The sequence below is a fragment of the Anaerococcus sp. Marseille-P3625 genome (assembly GCF_900232825.1).
GTDB lineage: Bacteria > Bacillota > Clostridia > Tissierellales > Peptoniphilaceae > Anaerococcus.
Genome location: NZ_OCTP01000011.1, coordinates 762,320 through 779,783, shown reverse-complemented (window position 1 = coordinate 779,783; position 17,464 = coordinate 762,320). Strand labels below are relative to the sequence as shown.

Annotated in this window: 15 protein-coding genes; 14 read left to right on the top strand and 1 reads right to left on the bottom strand. The window is 34.3% G+C overall.

What is annotated here, in order from left to right:
• The first annotated feature begins 1 nt into the window (after window position 1).
• From CS884_RS08920 to CS884_RS08870, 11 genes are read left to right on the top strand one after another with little or no spacing between them, the layout of a single operon-like run.
• Window positions 2–1,540 (top strand): NADH-ubiquinone oxidoreductase-F iron-sulfur binding region domain-containing protein, encoded by a 1,539-nt coding sequence (locus CS884_RS08920; protein WP_099321490.1) that lies wholly within the window; start codon window positions 2–4, stop codon window positions 1,538–1,540.
• A 4-nt stretch (window positions 1,541–1,544) separates the two neighbouring features.
• Entirely contained in the window at window positions 1,545–2,492 is a 948-nt protein-coding gene (locus tag CS884_RS08915) for a 2Fe-2S iron-sulfur cluster-binding protein (protein ID WP_099321489.1), read from the top strand.
• A gap of 1 nt (window position 2,493) precedes the next feature.
• Window positions 2,494–5,190, top strand: a complete 2,697-nt coding sequence (gene fdhF, locus CS884_RS08910) for a formate dehydrogenase subunit alpha (protein WP_099321488.1) — start codon at window positions 2,494–2,496, stop codon at window positions 5,188–5,190.
• Window positions 5,183–5,677 (top strand): ferritin family protein, encoded by a 495-nt coding sequence (locus CS884_RS08905; RefSeq protein WP_099321487.1) that lies wholly within the window; start codon window positions 5,183–5,185, stop codon window positions 5,675–5,677. The genes fdhF and CS884_RS08905 overlap by 8 nt, the downstream gene beginning before the upstream one ends.
• Window positions 5,678–6,292, top strand: a complete 615-nt coding sequence (locus CS884_RS08900; RefSeq protein WP_257875777.1) for a molybdenum cofactor guanylyltransferase — start codon at window positions 5,678–5,680, stop codon at window positions 6,290–6,292.
• On the top strand, window positions 6,279–6,977 hold the full coding sequence (locus CS884_RS08895; protein ID WP_099321486.1) for a formate dehydrogenase accessory sulfurtransferase FdhD: 699 nt from the start codon (window positions 6,279–6,281) through the stop codon (window positions 6,975–6,977). The genes CS884_RS08900 and CS884_RS08895 overlap by 14 nt, the downstream gene beginning before the upstream one ends.
• A 7-nt stretch (window positions 6,978–6,984) precedes the next feature.
• Window positions 6,985–8,202, top strand: a complete 1,218-nt coding sequence (locus CS884_RS08890) for a molybdopterin molybdotransferase MoeA (protein ID WP_099321485.1) — start codon at window positions 6,985–6,987, stop codon at window positions 8,200–8,202.
• Window positions 8,199–10,094, top strand: coding sequence for a molybdopterin biosynthesis protein (locus tag CS884_RS08885; protein WP_099321484.1), 1,896 nt, complete (start codon window positions 8,199–8,201; stop codon window positions 10,092–10,094). The genes CS884_RS08890 and CS884_RS08885 overlap by 4 nt, the downstream gene beginning before the upstream one ends.
• 11 nt (window positions 10,095–10,105) lie before the next feature.
• Window positions 10,106–11,053 carry a substrate-binding domain-containing protein gene (locus CS884_RS08880; protein ID WP_099321483.1) on the top strand — a complete coding sequence of 316 codons (948 nt, stop codon included), beginning with the start codon at window positions 10,106–10,108 and terminating at the stop codon, window positions 11,051–11,053.
• Between the two features lies 1 nt (window position 11,054).
• The gene (locus tag CS884_RS08875; RefSeq protein ID WP_099321482.1) at window positions 11,055–11,717 is read left to right on the top strand and encodes an ABC transporter permease; all 663 of its coding nucleotides are present in this window, start codon (window positions 11,055–11,057) and stop codon (window positions 11,715–11,717) included.
• Window positions 11,689–12,270 carry an energy-coupling factor ABC transporter ATP-binding protein gene (locus CS884_RS08870; RefSeq protein ID WP_099321481.1) on the top strand — a complete coding sequence of 194 codons (582 nt, stop codon included), beginning with the start codon at window positions 11,689–11,691 and terminating at the stop codon, window positions 12,268–12,270. The genes CS884_RS08875 and CS884_RS08870 overlap by 29 nt, the downstream gene beginning before the upstream one ends.
• Here the strand turns inward: CS884_RS08870 and CS884_RS08865 are convergent.
• Window positions 12,262–13,401: an aldehyde ferredoxin oxidoreductase N-terminal domain-containing protein gene (locus CS884_RS08865; protein ID WP_099321480.1), complete on the bottom strand. Its 1,140-nt coding sequence runs from the start codon at window positions 13,399–13,401 to the stop codon at window positions 12,262–12,264. The two genes, CS884_RS08870 and CS884_RS08865, sit on opposite strands and share 9 nt — an antisense overlap.
• Window positions 13,402–13,588: 187 nt before the next feature.
• Here CS884_RS08865 and mnmE point away from each other — a divergent pair, with 187 nt between their 5' ends.
• Genes mnmE through rsmG form a run of 3 tightly spaced genes read left to right on the top strand, consistent with a single transcriptional unit; the run spans window position 13,589 to window position 17,463 of the window.
• On the top strand, window positions 13,589–14,947 hold the full coding sequence (gene mnmE, locus CS884_RS08860; RefSeq protein WP_099321479.1) for a tRNA uridine-5-carboxymethylaminomethyl(34) synthesis GTPase MnmE: 1,359 nt from the start codon (window positions 13,589–13,591) through the stop codon (window positions 14,945–14,947).
• Window positions 14,937–16,829, top strand: a complete 1,893-nt coding sequence (mnmG, locus tag CS884_RS08855; RefSeq protein WP_374220160.1) for a tRNA uridine-5-carboxymethylaminomethyl(34) synthesis enzyme MnmG — start codon at window positions 14,937–14,939, stop codon at window positions 16,827–16,829. The genes mnmE and mnmG overlap by 11 nt, the downstream gene beginning before the upstream one ends.
• Window positions 16,822–17,463, top strand: a complete 642-nt coding sequence (rsmG, locus tag CS884_RS08850; protein WP_099321477.1) for a 16S rRNA (guanine(527)-N(7))-methyltransferase RsmG — start codon at window positions 16,822–16,824, stop codon at window positions 17,461–17,463. The genes mnmG and rsmG overlap by 8 nt, the downstream gene beginning before the upstream one ends.
• The last annotated feature ends 1 nt before the right edge of the window (window position 17,464 follow it).

The following is a 17,464-nucleotide window of genomic DNA, read 5'->3' as shown; positions in this document are numbered from 1 at the left end:
TATGATTAGTTTAGATTATCTTAAAGAGATTAAAGAAAATACCAAAATTGCCCATCCAGAAAATTTAGAGCCGACAGATGACATACAAGTAAAAATTGCTCTTAGGAACTGTGGAGTAATAGATCCTAGAGATATTGATCAATACATAGCTAGAGATGGATATTTTGCCCTCCATCAAGCTCTATTTGAAATGGATAGACAAGAAATAATAAATGTAATAAAAGATTCCTTGTTAAGAGGAAGAGGTGGCGCAGGCTTTCCGACAGGCAAAAAATGGCAAACAGCTTACGATTACGATGTAGATCAAAAATATATAATCTGTAACGCTGATGAAGGAGATCCTGGTGCTTATATGGATAGGTCAATTCTTGAAAATGACCCTCATTCAGTTCTTGAAGCAATGGCAATTGCAGGTTATGCAATAGGAAGCGATCGAGGTTTTATCTATGTTAGAGCTGAATATCCAAAAGCTGTAGAAAGTTTAAAATACGCTATTAAAGATGCGGAAGATAAGGGCTTTCTTGGCAAAAATATAATGGATTCTGGTTTTGACTTTTCAATCGAGCTTAGATTAGGTTCTGGTGCCTTTGTTTGTGGTGAATCCACCGCTTTGATGGAATCAATTGAGGGCAAAAGAGGAATGCCAAGAGTAAAAATTCACCGTACAGCCTTTAGAGGCTTATGGCAAAAACCAACAGTTATCAACAATGTAGAAACTTTGGCAAATGTTGCACAAATTATCCTAAAAGGTGCTGATTGGTACAGATCTATCGGTACTGAAAAATCTCCAGGAACTAAGGTTTTCTCCCTAGTAGGAGATGTCAAAAAAAGTGGACTTATAGAAGTTCCAATGGGTACAACTCTAAGACAAATAATCTATGACCTAGGTGATGGAATTGAAGGAGATAAGGAGCTTAAGGCAGTACAAACTGGTGGTCCATCTGGTGGATGTATACCAGCAAAATACCTTGACTCATCTGTTGATTATGAAACCTTAAAAGAATTACACTCAATCATGGGTTCAGGCGGAATGGTAGTTATGGATGAGAATACTTGTATGGTTGATATTGCAAGATTTTTCCTAGATTTTACCTGTGATGAATCATGTGGTAAGTGCGTTCCTTGTAGAGAAGGTACAAAGAGAATTCTTGAAATTCTTGAAAGAATTATTGCCGGCCATGGCGAGATGGAAGATATTGATAAGCTAGAAGAACTTAGTCAATTGGTAACTGAAACATCTTTATGTGGTCTTGGAAAATCTGCGGCTTTCCCAGTAATTTCAACACTTATGTATTACAAAGATGAATACATCGAACATATCAAAAACAAACACTGCCCAGCTGGAACTTGCAAGGCTTTGTTAAGCTATAAGATAGCAGATAATTGTATAGGATGTGGAACTTGTAAGAGAAATTGTCCAGTATCTTGCATAAGCGGCAATCCAAAAGAAAAACATATTATCGATCAAGATAAGTGCATTAAATGTGGAACTTGCTATAATGTTTGCCCAATCAAACCAAAAGCTGTAGTAAAGGGATGATTTTATGACAGATATTACAATAAAAATCGATGGAAAAGAAATACAAACCCAAAAAGATAGGTTTATTTTGGAAGTAGCCAGAGAAAATGGCATAGATATCCCTTCCCTATGTTACGATCCAGATCTTGAGAAGTTCGGCGGTTGTAGGTTATGCATAGTAGAGATTACAAACCGTGGTTGGACAAAAATCGATACAGCTTGCTCAACTAGAGTTGCTGATGGCATGGAAATAAATACTAAATCTGAGGAGATTATCAAAAAAAGAAGAGCTATTTTACAACTTCTTTTAGATTCTCACCCAAATGATTGCCTAACTTGCCAAAAAGCAGGAGCTTGCGATTTACAAAAATACGCTTACGAATATGATGTGAAATTTAGAGACCACGACGGAGCAAAAAGAGAAAAAGTTTACGATCTTTCAAGCCCTTATATTTTAAAAGATAATGCTAAATGCATTCTTTGTGGCAAATGCGTTCAAATTTGTGGACAAATCGAAGAAAGATCTATCCTAAGCTTTGCCGATAGAGGTTATGATGCCTATATAGCTTTGGATCTAGGAAAAGATTTTGCTCATTCATATTGCATATCTTGCAATAGATGCGTTTCAATTTGCCCAGTTGGAGCTTTGATTGACAAAAGATCGCTTGGCAAAATTAGAAGTTTTGAAAGCGAAAAGAAAACTGTTAAGTGCAAAGTTTGCGAATTTGGTTGCAATTTTGAAGTTCACTCCAAAAATGGAGAAAACATTGCAGTTACAGCTAAAAAACCAAGTTCTGGCAGACCTTTATGTCTAAAGGGTAGAATGATGACAGAGCTAATGTTTTTGGATAATCCTGACACTCCTTATATGAAAGGTGCAGGAGAATTTATTGAAAGCAACTGGTTAACAGTAACAGGTTTTAAAAATATAGTTAAAAAGATTGAAAAAGTAGATGCGAAAAAAGGAGAATAATATGGAAGTTTACATTAACAATGTCAAATATGATGTTGATGCTCCTAAAACGATCCTTAGCTTTTGTAACGAAATTGGCGTAGAAATTCCTACCCTTTGTTATGACAAAAGATTATTGCCAAATGGCGCTTGTAGGTTATGCATAGTAGAAGTTGAAGGTTACAAAACCCCAGTTACAGCTTGCTCAGAAAAATTAAAAGATGGAATGAAAATCCACACCCACAGCGAAAAAATCATGAGGATGAGAAGAGAAATATTAGATTTATTATTCTCCAACCACCCAAATGATTGTCTAAATTGCGATAAATCTGGTAAATGCAAATTGCAAAATTATTGCTATGAATATGGAGTTAAGACTGGCTCTTACAAAAATGAGCCTAGTGAATTAAAGGTCGATAGTACCAACAAGTTCTTTACCTATGACCCTTATAAGTGCATAAAATGCGGAATTTGCGTAAGCGTATGCCATAATTTGCAAAATAGTCATGCCATAAGTTTTATAGATAGAGGTTTTGATTCTTATATTGGAGCTCCTATGGAAAAGGGCTTTGGCAATAGCGATTGTGTTTCTTGCGGCAACTGTGTTTCAGCTTGCCCGGTTGGAGCTTTAAATCCTAAGAAAAAATATCCAGAAGATAAATTTAGATATTGGGAAGTTAGAAAAGTTCAAACAACTTGCTCTTACTGTGGAGTAGGTTGCCAAATAAATTTACTAATTAAGGGTAATCGTATAGTTGAAGTTGAGCCAATTAACACCATACCAAACGATGGTTTGCTTTGCGTAAAGGGTAAATTTGCCCACAAATTCGTAAATCATCCGGATAGACTTACAAAACCACTTATCAAAAAAGATGGCAAATTTGTAGAAGCATCTTGGCAAGAAGCTTATAGGCTAATCAAAGAAAAATACGAAGAAATTATGGCCAAAAAAGGTCCAGATGGATTCGGTGGTTTTTCTTCTGCAAGATGCACTAATGAAGAAAACTATTTGTTCCAAAAATTTATAAGAACAGTTTTTAAGACAAATAACGTTGACCACTGCGCTCGTCTTTGCCACGCCTCAACCGTAGCAGGTCTTGCCAATACTCTTGGCTCTGGCGCTATGACAAATTCCATAGAAGAAATTGATGGCACAGATGCATTTTTGATAATCGGTACAAATACAACTGAAAATCACCCAGTTATAGGTACAAAAATCAAAAAAAGAGTACAAGATGGAGCAAAACTTATAGTTATAGATCCTAGAGAGATCGAACTTGCCAAATATGCAGATATTTACTTGCAAATTAAACCAGGAACAAATATTGCAGCTTTAAATGGTTTGATGAATGTAATTTTAAGTGAACATCTTGAAAATGAGGAATATATAAACGAAAGAACTGAAGGTTTTGAAGAATTTAAGAAAGTTGTAGAAAAATATACTCCAGAAGTTGTTGCAGAAATTTGTGGAATCGACAAAGATGATTTGATCAAGGCTGCAAGAATGTATGCCAAAGCTGACAAAGGTGCTTTGTATTATTCAATGGGAATTACCCAACATGCTACAGGTACCAACGGCGTAAGATCAACTTCAAACCTACAAATGCTTTTAGCAAATGTAGGTCGTGAATCTACAGGTATTAACCCTCTAAGAGGACAAAATAACGTTCAAGGTGCTTGTGATATGGGTGCTCTTCCTACAGATTACACAGGATATCAAAAAGTATTTTTGGATCCAGTTAGAGAATCTATGGAGAATTTCTGGCATACTGAATTACCAGCTAAAAAAGGTCTAACCCTAACTGAAATGATGCACTCAGCAGAAAAAGGAGAACTAAGCTTCTTATATATAATGGGCGAAAATCCTATGATATCTGATCCAGATTTAAACCACATCAAGAAAGCTCTTAATAGTTTGGATTTCTTGGTTGTTCAAGATATTTTCCTAACGGAAACAGCATCATTTGCCGATGTAGTTTTACCAGCAGCATCATTTGCCGAAAAAGACGGAACTTTCACCAACACCGAAAGAAGAATCCAAAGAATCAATAAAGCCATAGATCCTATTGGCGAAGCAAAGCCAGACTGGCAAATCTTAATGGAAGTTTCAACACTACTAGGTTATGAAGAGTACTATAATTCTCCAAGCGAAGTCATGGATGAACTAGCAGCTTGCACTCCATCTTATAGGGGAATTTCCTATGAGAGATTAAAAACTGAATCTCTACAATGGCCATGCACAAGCAAAGATCACAAGGGAACCAAATACTTGCACAAAAATACTATGGCAAGAGGCAAGGGCCTATTTGTGCCAATAGAATATGAAGTAAGTAAAGAAACACCTGATGAAGATTATCCATTGATACTAACAACGGGAAGAATGTTATACCAATACCACACCAGAACTATGACTGGCAAAATCGACGGACTTACAGAAATTGCTGGAAAATCCTACATGGAAATTTCACCTGTTACTGCCAAAGCCTACAATATTGCCGATGGTGAAAGAGTAAAAGTTTCATCAAGACGTGGTAGCGTTACGACAATGGCAAAGGTTACCGACAAAATTGAACCGGGCGTTGTATTTATGCCTTTCCACTATGTTGACGGATCTGCAAATACACTTACAAACCCAGTTTTGGACCCAATTGCCAAAATTCCAGAATTAAAAGTTTCATCTGTTGCTATAGAAAAATTAGAAAGGAATTCTTATGTATGATCCAATAAAGATAATAAATCTTGCCATGGGCATGGAATTATATGGCCACAATTTCTACAAAGACAATGCAGAAAAAAGCCAAAATCTACAAACCCAATCTGTTTTTAAGAAATTATCTGAAATCGAATGGGGACATTACGAATATCTAAAAAAATTACTTGCCAAATACCAAGGTGAGGAAGTTTCTGACCTAGAATTGCCAAAAGAAGAAGCTCACGAGTTTTTCAACCAAAGAAAAGAAAGCGAAAACTTAGATGAGACTTTGGAACAATCAATGATTCCAGATATGAACGTTCTTCGTATGGCTTACCTAATCGAAGAAGATTTTAGAGAATATTATAAGATGATGGCAGGCAAAGTAGAAGATAGCGAACTAAAAGAAATTCTAACAAACTTTGCGGCTTGGGAAGATGGCCATGCCAAAATTTTCAAAGACGAATATGATAAGCTCATGAATAAGTATATGAACATGAGTTGGGGTGGTTGATTGAAAGAAAAATCAGCAATCGTTCTTTCCGGTGGCAAATCCACTAGGATGGGCAAGGATAAACAAATGCTTAATTATAAGGGGATTTATCTAATAGATACTCTTATAGAAAATTTATCCAAAAATTTTGAAGAAATAATTATTGTAAGCAACAAGAAAGATTTTTTCAAAAATAGGTATGATAATTACGAAAATAAAATACTTATCGTATCTGATATTATAAAAGATATGGGGCCATGTGGAGGACTTTTTACTGGCCTCATTTCTTCTGTTAATGAGGATAATTTTCTAATAGCTTGCGATATGCCTTATTTTAACCAAGTCTACCTAGATTTTCTAAAGACTAAGCCTTACGAAAAAGCTCTGGTTTATAAGAATGAAAAATGCTACCAGCCATTTTTTGCCTTTTACAAAAAAGACTTGGCAAATAATTTAGAAAAATATCTACAAGCACAAAAAAGAAGTCTTAATGGATTTTTAGAAGAAATCTCCCCTACTATCATAAAAGAAGAAGAGATAAGGACCTTTAAAAATTATCAAAACATCTTTAGAAATCTAAATTATCCCGAAGATTGGCAGAAATTTTTGAAAGAGAAAAACAATGGATTTAACTAAAAAATACCAAATAAAAAAATACAAAGAAGATAAGATAATTTGCTTTAACGATGATGTTATAGTAGAAACTTATTTTTACATTTACCAAGGAGAAAAAATCCTTGCAAGGCTTATGTGCTCGCCGTCAAATTTAGAATATCTTGTCATAGGCCATCTTTATGCCTTGGACTTGATAAATTCCAAAGATGACATAATAGATTTACAAATAAGAGATAATAAGGCCTATGTGAAATTAAAAGAGGAAAAATCTCCAAAGATAAAGAGAAATAAGGGTAAATTTATCCTTGAAAGAGAAAAAATCTTTGCCTTGGCAAATGAATTTCAAAATTATTCTTTGATTTTTAAAAAAACTGGTGGTGCTCATGCTTGTGCTATTATAGAAAATTATAGGATCATGGAATTCTTTGAAGATGTGGCAAGAAATAACGCCGTCGATAAGCTCATAGGCTATATTTTAGCAAAGGAAGTTGACATTTCAGATAAATTTATCTTTACTTCTTGCAGGGTAAGCGATCAGATTATTGATAAAATTTTAAAAATCGACTTTGATTTAATCGTATCTCAAGCCTCACCTACCAGCGTTTCCATAGATATGGCAAGAGAAAAAAATGTAAATTTGATTGCTTTTGCCAGAGAACAAAGATTTAATCTTTATAACAAGAACGAAAATCTTATTATAAAATGAGGTGGTTATGGATTTATTAGAAGTAGTAAAAATTGATCAAGCTATAAATTTGCAAGTGGACCTTATGGAAAAAATTTCCTACAAGGAAAAAATTAGCTTAGAAACGACTTCTGCCTTAGGCTATATTTTGGCAGAAGATTTGATAAGCAAAGATGATTTGCCACATTTTAGAAAAGGCACCATGGATGGCTATGCCCTAAATTACAAGGATTCTCTTGGAGCGACAGAAACAATCCCCTCAATGCTAAAGGTCATTGAAGAAATACCTATGGGAGAAGTTCCTCAAAAAATTTTGCAAAGAGGAGAAGCTTCCAAAATTTACACTGGAGGAATGCTTCCAGAGGGTGCGGATGCGGTTATTCCAATAGAATTTACAGAAAGCTTATCTGAAAAATTAATTTCTATAAGTAGACCGGTTGTTTTTATGGATCATGTAATTGACATTGGTGATGATTCAAAAGTTGGCGATATTTACGAAAAAGCTGGCAAAATTATTAATCCAGAAACCATGGCCATGGCGGCAAGTCTTGGCTATGACAAAATTTCTGTTTATAAGAAATTAAGGTGCAAGATCCTATCTACTGGCGATGAAATAATTCCAGTTAATGGCAAATTAAGGCCAGCCAAAGCAAGAGATATAAATTCTTATATGCTTTTTGGACTTTTAACTAGCATGGGAATTGAAGTTGTTTCTGTAAAGCATTTGGCAGATGATGAAAATTTAATAGAAAAAGAACTAAAAGAAGATTTAGATTTAATTTTTATTTCTGGTTCATCATCCAAGGGCAAAAAAGATTTTGTCCCAACTGTCGGCAAAAAATTAAAGCCAGGGATAATCTATCATGGCATTTCCATAAAACCAGGCAAGCCTACAAGCCTTAGCCAAAATAACAAGACTATGATTTTGGGACTGCCGGGAAATCCTATAAGTGCTTATGCAATTTTTAGGAGCATTTTCCAAAAAGCTTATAACAAGTATTTTAATATAGAAGAAGATCTTAAAATCAAATGCAAAATCGATAGAAACATAGCCAACAATTCTGCAAAAACGCAAATTTGTCTAGTAGATTTAAAGAAAAAGGAGGATGAGCTTATTGCAAGTCCCATCTTTGGATTTTCAAACAATATTTCCCTACTAAAAAAAGCCAAGGGCTATATTATAATAGATGAATATACTGAAGGTCTAAGAGATGGAGAAGATGTTTGGGTAAGCCTAATCAGATGAGAAATATATATTTAGATACCAAAGAATTAGAAGATTCCATAGAGATTTTTCAAAGTAATTTAGGTGGATTTTTTGATGATAAGAAAACTGAAATCATAAATTCCAAAGATGCCATGGGAAGAATTTCTGCAAAAGCAATTTTTGCCAAATATTCTTCTCCTTCCTATCATTCATCAGCCATGGACGGAGTAATGGTTGTAAGCGAGATGACCAAACTTGCCAGAGAAAATAAACCGCTTTTTTTAAAAAACGAAGATTTCATTTATTGCAACACCGGCTCTCCCCTAGTTAAGCCTTACGATGCGGTAATAATGATAGAAGATGTAAAAATCGAAGAAGATGGTATTACGATTTTAAAGCCAGTAAATGCTTGGGAAAATATTAGAATCCAAGGTGAAGATGTAATAGAAAAAGATTTGATATTTGAATCCTACCACAAATTTAGAGCAGTCGACCTTTCTGTTTTAATAGCAACTGGCATCAACGAAGTTGAAGTTTTAAAAAAGCCAATCCTTGGACTTATCCCTTCAGGCAATGAGATAATCGATAAAGACGAAGAGCTTAGCGTTGGCAAAATTATAGAATCAAACTCCGCCATGCTAAAAAGTATGGCCTTTGAAAATGGCATCGAAACAATTATCTATCCAATTGTAAAAGATGAAAAAGATTCCATAGAAAAAGCCTTGGTAAAGGCAAGCAAAGAATGTGATTTTGTCTGTCTAATTGCAGGAACTTCTGCAGGAAGCAAAGATTTTACCAGCGAAATTGTTGGAAAACTAGGAGAAGTTTTTGTCCATGGTATTTCCATAAAACCAGGTAAGCCTGCAATTTTGGGAAAAATTTTTGACATCCCTTTTGTAGGACTTCCAGGCTATCCAGTTTCAACTCACATAGTTTTTGAAAGAATCGTAATCCCTACTATCCTAAAAAAATTAAATCAAATTGAAGATGACAAAGAAATAATAAAGGCAAAACTTACCAAACCTGTGATTTCTTCGCTAAAAAATAGAGAATATATAAGATCTAAACTTGGCCTTGTAGATGGCAAAACAATTGTAACTCCCCTAGATAGAAAGGCGGGATCTTTATTTTCCCTTGCCCAATCTGATGGCTATATAATAATCGATAGAAATATCGAAGGCTACAACAGGGGTGATATCATAGATGTAATTTTGCATAAGCCGATCGCCAAAGAAATTCTTAACAACAGAATTGTTTGTATAGGCTCTCACGATATTGTTGTAGACTTGCTAAATGATATGTTTGCCAAAGACAAAAAGCAAACGAAGATTTCATCTTCTCATGTAGGTTCTCTTTCTGGACTAAAGGCTCTAAGCGAGGGCAATTGCCTAATAGCTCCATCACATTTGCTTGATGAAGATGGAACATATAATAATGATGCCATAAAATTATTTTTCGATCCAGAAAATATTTCAAAGATAAATGTAGTAGGTCGTAGGCAGGGAATTTATGTTCCAAAAGGAAATCCTCTTGGAATAAAAACCATAGATGATTTGCTAGATAAAAAAATGGTCAATAGGCAAAGAGGAGCAGGAACAAGATTGCTTTTTGATTATCTTTTGAAAAAAGAAAATATTGACCCTTATACCATAAAAGGCTATGATAATGAAGTTACAACTCACCTATCCGCAGCTCTTGCTGTAAAAAATGGCGATTGCGATTTTTCTATTGGAGTAGAATCAGCAGCCATCAAAATGGATATCGACTTTATCTACCTAAAAGATGAAGAATATCAATTTATCATCAAAAAAGAGAATTTGAAGCTTCAGTCAATCAAAGATTTGCTAGAAATTTTAAGATCAGAAGCCTTTAAAATTAGAATGTCTGAGCTTGGTGGGTATAATACAAATGAAAGTGGAAATATTTTATAGGAGGAAAGAATATGAAACTAAATAAATTTCACCTAATTGCAGTTGCAACCTTACTAATAGCAACAGGTTGTGGCAATCAAGAAAAAGAAGAAACAAAAGAAGAAACAAAAACAGAAGTAACAGAATCTCAAAGCCAAGAAAACAAAGAGGATGCTAACAAAGAAGAAGACAAAAAAGACGAAGATGCTAAAGATGATACTTCTAAAGAAGAAAATGTTGTAAAACTTACAACAACAACATCTGTAAACGACTCAGGTCTTATGGAATATCTAAGAGATGCTCTTAAAGAAGATACAGGTCTTGATATGGAAATCGTATCAAAGGGAACTGGCGCTGCTTTAGAAGATGCTAAAGCAGGAAACGCTGATGTAATCCTTGTACACTCAAAAGCTAAAGAAGAAGAATTTGTAAAAGAAGGTTACGGTCTTGAAAGAAAACCATTCATGCACAACTTCTTTGTAATAGTTGGACCAAAAGATGACCCAGCAGGAATCAAAGGCAAAGATGCCAAAGAAGCATTTGCTTTGATCAACGAAAAGAATGCAAAATTTGCATCAAGAGGCGATGAATCAGGTACAAACAACAAAGAATTAAAACTTTGGGAAGAAGCTGGAGTAAATGTTGACGAATTATCTAAAAAAGATAACTACAAAGCAACAGGCGATGGCATGGGTGCAACTTTAACATTTGCATCAGAAAATGGAGCTTACACTCTAACAGACCTATCAACATTCCTATCAATGGAAAATGATTTAGACCTTGAAGTTTTAGTTGACCAATCAGATTCTCTAAAGAACGTTTATTCAGTTATAATTGTTAACCCAGATAAGGTTAAGGGAACAAATCCAGACGTTGCAAAAAAATTCCAAGATTGGATGCTAGGAGATCATGCAGCTAAACTTATAAGCGAATACGGAAAAGATAAATACGGACAAGCACTATTTTTCTTAGGTGAATAATATGAATGAAATTTTTTCCATAGTGGTATTAACCCTTAGGATTTGCTTTATTTCTACTTTGATTTCGACAATAATTGCAATCCTTTTGGGTTTTACCCTTGGATTAAATGACAATAAATTCATCAAATATGTAAAGATAATTACAAATGCATTTACATCCTTGCCACCAGTTATAGCTGGCGTTGTGGTTTATCTAATATTTTCGAAAAACGGAGTTTTGGGACATCTTTCTTGGCTTTATACAGAAAAAGTTATAATAATCGCTCAAGTTTTGATAGTAACTCCGATTATTACCGCCAATATTTTCCCAGCAGTTGAAAGTATTAGAAACTCTTTTATTGAAACATCTCTAGGACTAAAGATTTCTAAAGTGAAAATGTATTTTCAATTGCTCAAGGAAGTTAAGATTTCTGTAATCTCTGCAATCATCACAGGCTTTGGCAGAGCAATTTCAGAAGTTGGAGCTGTTATGATAGTTGGAGGAAATGTAAGATTTAAAACCAGAGTTTTAACCTCTGCCATTGTTCTTGAAAATAACAAGGGCAATTATCAAATGAGTATCAAACTTGGAATTATTCTTATGGCAATTTCTCTAACAGTTTCATTTCTAGCTATGATTATTAGGGGGAGAAATAATGATAAAATTAAAAAATCTTACAGCTGATATCAACGGCAAATCATTATTTCAAATAAAAGAATTTACCTTTGAGGATGGAAATAAATATGTCCTAACCGGAGAAAACGGTGCTGGCAAATCTACTTTGCTCAAATCTTTTTTGGGCCTTTGCCCTTTTGTAAAAGGAGAAATTGATATAGATAAGGAAATTATCTACCAAGCTCAAGCTCCCTACCTTTACAAAAATACTCCAAGAGATAACTTCAAATTGGTAAATATAAATCCAAAAAATATAAAAAAAGAATTGGAATTTTTTGCCATAGAAAATTTGCTAGACCAGCACATAGAAAGTCTATCAGGTGGAGAAAAAGAAAAACTCGCCTTTTTAAGATCAACTCTTAGAGCCAAGCAAACTTTGATTTTGGATGAACCTTTTTCTCAGATGGACAAAAAATCTAGGAAAAATGCAAATGATTTTCTAGATAAGTGGCTAAAAGAAAAAGACGATAGGATGATAATTCTAATAAGCCATGACAGTTTAGAAGATTATACTTATGATTATCATGTAGCAATAGAAGATAAGCAGCTTAAATTACTTTAGGCTGCTTTTTATTTTTTCTATCTCATTTATTAAATTCTCTAAATCATCTTCTGAATAATTTTTGTCAGAAAGTTTATTTATGGTTTGGCTTATATTTGATAAGTCTTTTGGATTTACTGCAAATAAACAAAGGCCTGCGGAATCTATTATATCTATATTTGAATTTTTATTTTTAGTTTTCTTGCTTGTAGTTTCGATTCCATATTTTTCTGCTAGAAAATCTCTGCCCTTGATCAGATCTTTATAAATTTCTTCCCTCTTATCTTCTACTATATTTTTGCAAATCATATCTAAAGTTTCTGCTTGTAGATTTTTAAACTTATAAATATGATTTAGATTTTCGTAGGCAAATTCTATGGACCTTGATAGGGCAAAGATATCTATTCCGTAGGCATCCAAGATTTTTTTAATTTCTTCTAATTTTTGATTTTCGCTTGTTGAATTAATTTCGCTAGTAGAAAATATATTTCCTTTTTTCTCGTATCTTTTTTCAAAGCAACCCAAAAGGCAGCCAGGGCAATTTCTGTTTGGATTTTCCTCGTAGATTTTAGGAGTTTTTATTTCTCTAAGATTATTTTTCTTGACATTTATGGATACGACATTTTTTGCCAACAAAATATTAGCCAGTCCTCTAGAAATCCCCTGATATTCATCAACCCTTAGTCTTGAAAGCTTATCGCCTTTGATAGCAGATTTACTTATATAAATAGAAGAGATATCTTGACCGTATTTTTCTTTTAAATTTTGAAAAGAAGGTTCTTTTTCTTTCTCATAATTTCTAATAAAGGTATTAGCATCGATAAAAATTTCTTTTTTATCTTTTGCTTTTCCAAGTAAAACTAAACCGTCGTAAGAATTTGTTTTTAGATAATAAGAAAAATTTCCTCCCAAAGTTCCGTAGGAAATATTTCCAGATTCATCTTTTGCCATTATTATGTATTTGCATATAGGATTGGGATATGAAATTATTGCGGAAGTAAAAACCATAAAAGGATTTGTTTTAGGATTTTGGGATAAATAGTAATAGGAAAGTCCCAGCCCCCCTAGGTAAAAATTTGAAATTTCATCCTCCACATATTCCAATCTTGTATTTTCATTTTCTAAGTCGATTATCAAAATTTTATAAGCCATATTAAACTCCTTTTTATCATTGTACTATTTTTTGAAAAGATCCTGGTATTTTTATCTATAAATCATTTAAAATCTCCCATAAATTTGAAAAACAAGATTGACTTTATCGGCATTTCCACTATAATCTTAATGTTAAGAACCACTAGTGAAAGTAGTGGATTACTAGCTTACTAAGAAAGGAAAATATATGAGTGAGAAAACAATAGCAGCTATTTCCACTCCTCAAGGTACAGGTGGTATATCCATTGTGAGGATGAGTGGAGATAAGTCAAAGGAAATTATCGATCAAATTTTTAGTCCCATTCACGGTGGACCAATAGATAAGATCAAAGACAATCGCAAAATGCGTTACGGAAACATCATCGATGGTGAAGAGATTATCGACGAGGTCATGGTAAATTTCATGGCGGCTCCAAAAACTTTTACTAGAGAAGATATAGTAGAAATAAATTGCCACGGCTCTTTTATTTCTGTAAAAAAAATCCTTAACTTACTTTTGGATAAGGGAGCGACTCTTGCCGAGCCAGGAGAATTTACCAAGCGTGCTTTTCTTAATGGAAGAATCGATCTATCCCAAGCTGAAGCAGTCTTAGACATAATTAATTCTACCAACGAATTATCCCAAGCTCAGGGCATCAATCAATTAAATGGTTTGCTAAGAGATGAAATAGGGAAAATTAGAAAAGATCTTTTGGAAGCACTTTCTCGTTTGGAATATTCTATTAATTTTACAGAAGATGGCGAAGACCTTCCTCCAGATGAAATTATTTCCTATATGGAAGAAGCGGATAAAAAAATCAAAAAATTATTAAGCACTTCCAATAAGGGCAAGATTATAAAAGATGGAATAAACACAACGATAATCGGAAAGCCAAATGTTGGCAAGTCTTCCCTACTTAATGCCCTGCTAAAAGAAAATCGCGCCATCGTTACAGATATTCCTGGAACGACCAGAGATTCCATCAGTGAATATATAAGTCTAGGATCTTTTACCCTAAAGATTAACGACACAGCAGGCATTCGCGATACGGATGATTTGGTAGAAAAGATTGGGGTTGATAAATCAATAGAACTTTCCAAATCGTCTGATCTTATTATTGCAATTTTTGACAGATCCAGAGAGTTTGACAGCGAAGATGAAAAAATCTTAGAATTAATCAAAGGCAAAAATGCCATAGTTATTTTAAATAAAACAGACCTTGCCAATAAATTTTATATGGAAGAATTGGACTTACCAATAATAGAAACTTCAATGAAAGAAAATATTGGCATTGAAGAATTGGAAGAAAAGATTCAAGATATATTTGACACCAAAGTTATTAACCGAGAGTCGCTAATCATAACCAATACTCGTCACGAGAGATTATTAAAATCTGCCGATGAAAAACTAGACAATTCACTAGAAGATATAAAAAGAGGAATTTCACTTGACGCTGTTGAAGTTGACCTAAGAAGTTCCTACAAAGATTTGGGACTAATAATTGGCGAATCCGTCTCAGATGAAATTATGGATAAGGTATTTAAGGAGTTTTGCGTTGGAAAATAAATATATACAAAAAGCCTACGATGTGGTCGTCGTAGGAGCTGGCCATGCAGGTTGTGAAGCAGCTTTAGCTTCTGCTCGCCTTGGCATGGACACTTTAATATTAACAACATCATTAGAATCAATTGCAGATATGCCTTGCAATCCAAACATTGGAGGAACTGGCAAGGGACATTTGGTTCGTGAAATTGACGCTCTAGGTGGACAAATGGCAAAAGTAATCGACCAAACTTTTATCCAATCAAGAATGTTAAACACATCCAAAGGGCCTGCGGTTCATTCCCTAAGAGTGCAAGCTGACAAGAGAAAATATCACGAAGCCATGAAAAAAGTTTTGGAAGATGAAGAAAACATCGACATTTTTGAACAAGAAGTCGACAAGATAAATTACGAGAACGGAAAAATTGTTTCATGTGAAACAATCCAAGGAGCAATTTTTCCTTGCAAGGCTTTGATAATTTGTACTGGCACTTATCTAAATGGAAAAATCCTTATCGGTGATTTTGAAAAAGTTTCAGGTCCTCATGGTCTATCAGCAGCAACTTATCTTTCTGATTGTCTAGAGGAAATGGGTTTTAAACTCAGAAGATTTAAAACTGGAACTCCTGCAAGAGTTGACAAAAAATCGATCGATTTTTCAAAAACTCATGTTCAAGCAGGAGATGCCGAAGTGATACCTTTTTCTTTTGCAAATGAAGGCTGCGATTTTTCAGCTCGCAAACAATACGATTGCTATCTAACCTACACCAGCCCACAAACAAAAGAAATCATTATGGAAAACATCGACCGCTCCCCTATCTACGGCGGCAAGGTCAAAGGAATCGGTCCTAGATATTGCCCTTCTATTGAAGATAAGATGATGAGATTTCCAGATAGAGATATTCACCAAGTTTTTCTTGAACCAGAATCTTTATCAACAGATGAAATTTACGTTCAAGGAGTGTCTTCTTCTTTGCCACAAGAAGTGCAAATGGATTTTTATAAGACGATTTTAGGTTTGGAAAATGTAAAAATCATGCGACCAGCTTACGCCATAGAATACGACATGATTGACACCAGAGAATTAAATTTGACTTTGGAAAGCAAAGCCTACCAAGGATTATATTTTGCAGGTCAAATTAACGGCTCAAGTGGTTACGAAGAAGCAGCAGGTCAGGGAATTATTGCAGGAATTAATGCAGCCTTAAAAATAAAAGGCGAAGATCCTTTTATTTTGGATAGGTCTGATGCTTACATTGGAGTTTTGATTGACGACTTAGTAACTGAGGGAACAAACGAACCTTATAGGATGATGACAAGTCGTTGCGAATATCGCCTTACCCTTCGCCAAGACAATGCTGATTATAGACTAACTGAAAAAGCTTACAAGATTGGTTTGGCAGATGAAGAACGTTACCAAAAAATGCTCGATAAATATAAGGCTATTGAAGATGAAAAAAATAGACTAAAAAATATCATGCTCACCCCTACTAAGGAAACTAATGAAAAATTAAAAGACCTAGGCTCAAATCCTCTCGTAACAGGCCTTACTCTTTACGACTTATTAAAAAGACCGGAAATTGATTATGAGAAAATATCAGTCTTTGATCCTGATAGACCGATTCTTCCAAAATTTCAACAAATTCAAACTCAAACCGAAATAAAATATGAAGGCTATATTGCTAAGCAAATGGCAGATATTGAGAAATTTAAAAAGCTTGAGAAAAAGAAATTGCCAAAAGATTTTGACTATCTAAATGTTTCTGGACTAAAAAAAGAAGCGGCAATAAAGCTAAACGAAATAAAACCAGATTCAATCGGCCAAGCCAGTCGTATTTCTGGAGTAAGCCCGGCGGATATAAACGTACTTTTAATTAGACTAAAGACTGGAGAAGTAAGTGGATAAAAAAGACCAATACAAAATTTTCATAGATTATTTGTTAGAAGTAAATGCCCATACAAATCTTACGACCATTACAGATGTTGACCAGATAAAAATAAAACACATAGAAGATTCCCTAAGCGTTCTTGATCTGATAAAGGAAAATGACAAAGTTTTAGATATAGGATCTGGAGCTGGTTTTCCTGGGATCCCACTGGCCATTGAAAAGAAAATCGACCTTACTCTTATAGACAGTGTAAATAAAAAAGTTAATTTTATGAACCAAGCAATTGAAAAAATCGATCTAAAAAACGCTAGAGCCATTCACGCAAGAGCCGAAGATTTTGCCAAAGATAATAGAGAAAAATATGATGTGGTCGTTTCAAGAGCTGTTGCAAACATGACAACCCTATCAGAGCTTTGCCTACCCTTTGTAAAAGTGGGCGGAATTTTTATCGCCCTTAAAGGACCAAAGGCAGATGAAGAATTGGAAGAAGCAAAAAATGCTATAAAAATTTTAGGCGGAAAAGTTATAGATATAGAAAGATTTGATTTATCGGGCAATGAGAGAGCAAATATCGTAGTTAAAAAAATCCACCCGACAAATAACAAATATCCTAGAGGAAAAAATCTGCCAAAGACAAAGCCATTGAAATAAT

What these genes read in the sequence shown, in the direction of transcription:
- CS884_RS08920 (WP_099321490.1), top strand. Translation starts at nt 2, where the DNA reads ATGATTAGTTTAGATTATCTTAAAGAGATTAAAGAAAATACCAAAATT.
- CS884_RS08915 (WP_099321489.1), top strand. Translation starts at nt 1,545, where the DNA reads ATGACAGATATTACAATAAAAATCGATGGAAAAGAAATACAAACCCAA.
- fdhF (WP_099321488.1), top strand. Translation starts at nt 2,494, where the DNA reads ATGGAAGTTTACATTAACAATGTCAAATATGATGTTGATGCTCCTAAA.
- CS884_RS08905 (WP_099321487.1), top strand. Translation starts at nt 5,183, where the DNA reads ATGTATGATCCAATAAAGATAATAAATCTTGCCATGGGCATGGAATTA.
- CS884_RS08895 (WP_099321486.1), top strand. Translation starts at nt 6,279, where the DNA reads ATGGATTTAACTAAAAAATACCAAATAAAAAAATACAAAGAAGATAAG.
- CS884_RS08890 (WP_099321485.1), top strand. Translation starts at nt 6,985, where the DNA reads ATGGATTTATTAGAAGTAGTAAAAATTGATCAAGCTATAAATTTGCAA.
- CS884_RS08885 (WP_099321484.1), top strand. Translation starts at nt 8,199, where the DNA reads ATGAGAAATATATATTTAGATACCAAAGAATTAGAAGATTCCATAGAG.
- CS884_RS08880 (WP_099321483.1), top strand. Translation starts at nt 10,106, where the DNA reads ATGAAACTAAATAAATTTCACCTAATTGCAGTTGCAACCTTACTAATA.
- CS884_RS08875 (WP_099321482.1), top strand. Translation starts at nt 11,055, where the DNA reads ATGAATGAAATTTTTTCCATAGTGGTATTAACCCTTAGGATTTGCTTT.
- CS884_RS08870 (WP_099321481.1), top strand. Translation starts at nt 11,689, where the DNA reads ATGATAAAATTAAAAAATCTTACAGCTGATATCAACGGCAAATCATTA.
- CS884_RS08865 (WP_099321480.1), bottom strand. Translation starts at nt 13,401, where the DNA reads ATGGCTTATAAAATTTTGATAATCGACTTAGAAAATGAAAATACAAGA.
- mnmE (WP_099321479.1), top strand. Translation starts at nt 13,589, where the DNA reads ATGAGTGAGAAAACAATAGCAGCTATTTCCACTCCTCAAGGTACAGGT.